Consider the following 4,093-nt stretch of genomic DNA (forward strand, 5'->3'; position numbering starts at 1 on the left):
GCCCTCGACGCGGCGCGCACTGGCTAAAACCTTCACGCCCTACGGCTTTACGCGCGATTACCTCACGCGCCGGGCGGGTACCCGCTTTGCACGTCGAAGGAGGTTGTGCCATGGCTGGTGCGGACAAGGCGAGGAACAAGTTCCAAAAGGTCGGCGGTATGGCCAAAGAGGCCATGGGCCGAGCCACCGGAAATCGCCGGCTCGAGGTGGAAGGTCGAAACGACCAGCGGCGGGCCGACTTCAAGGACGCCGGTGAAAAGCTCAAGGACGTGTTCCGGCCGCGGACTGCCCGGCGCCGCCCGGCGCGGTGAGGCCGAGCGCCGCGCGGGGTGCGCGGCGCTAGCTGTTAACCCACCGATGGTGTGGGCATACTGACTGCATGCGCTCCATCTGGAAGGGTTCGATCGCCTTCGGGCTCGTCAATGTGCCGGTCAAGGTCTATAGCGCCACCCAAGACCACGACATCAAGTTCCATCAGGTACACGCCAAAGACAACGGGCGCATCCGCTACCAACGCATTTGCGAGGTCGACGGCGAAGTCGTCGAATACCGCGACATCGCGCGCGCCTACGAGTCCGACGACGGCCAATCGGTGATCATCACCGACGACGACATCGCCACCTTGCCCGAGGAACGCAGCCGCGAGATCGAAGTCCTGGAATTCGTTCCGGCCAGCGAGGTCGACCCGATGTTGTTCGACCGCAGCTACTTCTTGGAGCCCGATTCGAAATCGTCTAAATCCTATGTGCTGCTTGCGAAGACGCTCGCCGAGACCGACCGGATGGCGATCGTGCACTTCACACTGCGCAACAAGACCCGGCTAGCGGCGTTGCGTGTCAAGGACTTCGGCAAGCGCGACGTGATGGTGATCCACACCCTGCTGTGGCCCGACGAAATCCGCGATCCCGACTTCCCGGTGCTGGACAAAGAAGTCGACATCAAGCCGGCGGAACTGAAGATGGCTGGTCAGGTCGTGGAGTCGATGGCCGAGGACTTCGACCCCGACCGTTACCACGACACCTATCAGGAACAGCTGCAAGAACTGGTGGACGCCAAACTGCAAGGCGGCGAAGCCTTTACGGTCGAAGATCAGCCCAAGGAGCTAGACGAGACCGAAGACGTGTCCGACCTGCTCGCCAAGCTGGAGGCCAGCGTCAAAGCCCGGTCCGGCGACGGTAAGCAGCCGGCCAAGAAGACGGCCCCGGCCAAGAAAGAACCGGCAAAGAAAGCCCCGGCCAAACAGGGCGCCAAGAAGACGGCGAAGAAGGCTCCCGCCAAGAAGACCGCCGCGAAAGCGGGGTCAAAATAAATCGACCGGCGTAAGCTCGTCGTGCTGCCGACCCGGAATCTTCACCAGGAGGTCACGTGAAGTTCACTGGAGCTAACGCCGCGATGAGCCTTTTCGTCGTGTGTGCAATGGCGTTGACGGCGTGCGGCGGCCATTCCAATACGCCGGCGTCGTCGACTTCCAGCAGCCCCGTCGTTCCAGTCAACTGTGGCGGCAAGAAAAAGATTTTGGCGGCAGGCTCGACGGCGCAGAAAAACGCGATGGAGCAGTTCGTCTACGCCTACATCCATGCTTGCCCCGGCCACACCTTGGACTACAACGCCAACGGGTCGGGCGCGGGAATGAAGGCGTTCATCGGCAATCAGACCGACCTGGCGGGCTCGGACTCCCCGATGGACGCAGCAAAGGGTGAGCCGGACCGGGCGCAAGAGCGCTGCGGATCACCGGCATGGGACATCCCCGTTGTCTTCGGCCCGATCGCGATCACCTACAACATCAACGGGGTGAGCTCGCTCAGTCTCGACGGTCCCACGGCCGCCAAGATCTTCAACGGCGCGATCACGAAGTGGGACGACCCGGCCATCAAGGCGCTGAACTCGGGCACCAACCTGCCGCCGACACCGATTCACGTCGTCTTCCGCGGCGACCAGTCCGGCACCACGGACAACTTCCAGAAGTACCTGGATGCGGCCTCCAACGGCGCGTGGGGCAAAGGTGCGGGCCAGACCTTCAACGGCGGTGTCGGGGAAGGCGCCACCGGCAACGACGGCACCTCACAGGCCATGAAACGAACTGACGGATCGATTACCTACAACGAATGGTCCTTTGCCGTGGGCCACCAATTGAACATGGCGCAGATCATTACCTCGGCCGGTCCCGACCCGGTCAACATCACCGCCGAATCGGTCGGTAAAACCATTGCTGGGGCCGCGTTCAAGGGCAGCGGCAATGACCTGGTGGTCGACACTTCGACGTTCTACCGACCGACTCAAGCCGGGGCCTATCCGATCGTGCTGGTGACCTACGAGATCGTTTGCTCGAAGTATCCCGATTCACCCACCGGGCAAGCGGTGAAGGCATTCATGCAGGCCACAATTGGTGACGGCCAAAATGGCCTGGACGAGTACGGCTACATTCCGCTGCCCAGCTCGTTCCGTGGCAAATTACTGCCGGCGGTTAACGCCATCGCGTGAGTGGCGGTCAGCGTCAGCCGCCGCCCGAACGGGACGCCACCGCGCACAGCCCCGCTGAATTCGGTGCGCCGAACGAAATCGACTGCCCGTCAACGTCATTGGCTGATATGGCGTCGGCAGCGGCCGACGATCGTTACCTAGTCGTGATTCAAAGTTCACTGTGAGTCGTACGATTTTGTTGTGTGCCTGCTCTCCCAGGATTTACCGTGTGTTAACCCTCGGTTCCGACGGGGCGGTACTGCTGGGCAGAAAAGAGAAAGAACCAAGGCTGATTCGCCGGCACGATTGAGCGGTCAGCGAAGGGAGCGTCGACGGTGACCAACACCGGGACGAATTCGCGGGTGGGGTCGCGCTTCGGGCCATACGAGCTGGTGCGACTGATCGGCCGAGGCGGCATGGGCGAGGTGTACGAGGCTGAGGACACCCGCAAACGCCGCGTGGTGGCGTTGAAGTTGATCTCCTCGCAGTACTCCGACAACCCGGTCTTTCGCGCCCGCATGCAACGCGAGGCCGATACGGCCGGCCGGCTGACCGAGCCGCACATCGTGCCGATCCATGACTACGGCGACATCGACGGGCAGTTCTATGTCGAGATGCGCCTGATCGACGGCGTCTCACTGCGTTCCATGCTGACCCAGTTCGGTCCACTCACCCCGGCGCGCGCGGTGGCCATCGTGCGACAGATCGCCGCAGCGTTGGACGCCGCGCACGCCAGCGGCGTCACCCACCGCGACGTCAAGCCGGAGAACATCCTCATCGCCGCAAACGACTTCGCCTACCTGGTGGACTTCGGTATCGCGCGCGCCGCGCACGACCCGGAACTGACCCAGAGCGGGATGGCGGTGGGGACCTACAACTACATGGCGCCGGAACGGTTCACCAACGACGAGGTGACCTACCGCGCCGACATCTACGCCCTGGCTTGCGTGTTGGGCGAGTGCTTGACCGGGTCGCCGCCGTATCGGGCCGACAGCGTGGAACGGTTGATCGCCTCACACCTCATGGAGCCGCCGCCCCGCCCGAGTGTGCTTCGGCCCGGCCGGGTGCCGGAAGCTTTGGACCGGGTGATCGCCAAGGGCATGGCCAAGAACCCGCAGGAGCGGTACATGACCGCCGGCGATTTGGCGATGGCGGCCCATGACGCCCTGACCAGTCCCGAACAGCGCCAGGAAGCCACCATTCTCCGACAAGGAGATAACGCGACGCTGATCGCGCCCGTCGCCGAGCAAGGCTTCGGCGTCGGCTCCGGGAGCTACGGGGTCAACTACACGGGAGGCTCGGGTTCGCACCCGCAAACCCAGCGGGCCATGGCTCCACCACCGCAGTACCGCACCGGTGACGAGACCATGGCACAGCCGGTGCCCCCCAACAACGGCGGCTGGGCCAACACGTCCAACCCGTCGGATCAGTGGACTCAGGCCGCGCCCGTCGCCAACACGGGCGGCTGGGTCAGCCAGCCCGGAGTCGCGACCGGGATCGCACCCGCCGCCCCGCGCCCCGTTGGGCCGCCGCAAGCCCAGCCACCGCAGCCGACTCCGAAGCCCCCGCCGCGTAAGAAGCGCAAAGGACTGATCATCGGGGCCGTCGCGGCGGTGGTGGTGCTCGTCGCCGC

4 protein-coding genes are annotated in these 4,093 nt (G+C 64.1%); all 4 read left to right on the top strand.

The window, feature by feature from the left end:
- The first annotated feature begins 110 nt into the window (after positions 1 to 110).
- Positions 111 to 311: a CsbD family protein gene (locus A9W95_RS16050; RefSeq protein WP_067414601.1), complete on the top strand. Its 201-nt coding sequence runs from the start codon at positions 111 to 113 to the stop codon at positions 309 to 311.
- Between the two features lie 68 nt (positions 312 to 379).
- Complete coding sequence (locus tag A9W95_RS16055) at positions 380 to 1,309, top strand: Ku protein (RefSeq protein WP_067414604.1); 930 nt, start codon at positions 380 to 382, stop codon at positions 1,307 to 1,309.
- Positions 1,310 to 1,365: 56 nt separating this feature from the next.
- The gene (gene pstS, locus A9W95_RS16060) at positions 1,366 to 2,481 is read left to right on the top strand and encodes a phosphate ABC transporter substrate-binding protein PstS (RefSeq protein ID WP_067414607.1); all 1,116 of its coding nucleotides are present in this window, start codon (positions 1,366 to 1,368) and stop codon (positions 2,479 to 2,481) included.
- A gap of 314 nt (positions 2,482 to 2,795) precedes the next feature.
- Positions 2,796 to 4,093, top strand: a 1,298-nt coding sequence (locus tag A9W95_RS16065; protein WP_156746234.1) for a serine/threonine-protein kinase, incomplete at its 3' end; no start/stop codon positions are given.

Source organism: Mycobacterium sp. 1423905.2, from assembly GCF_001673155.1.
Lineage (GTDB): Bacteria > Actinomycetota > Actinomycetes > Mycobacteriales > Mycobacteriaceae > Mycobacterium.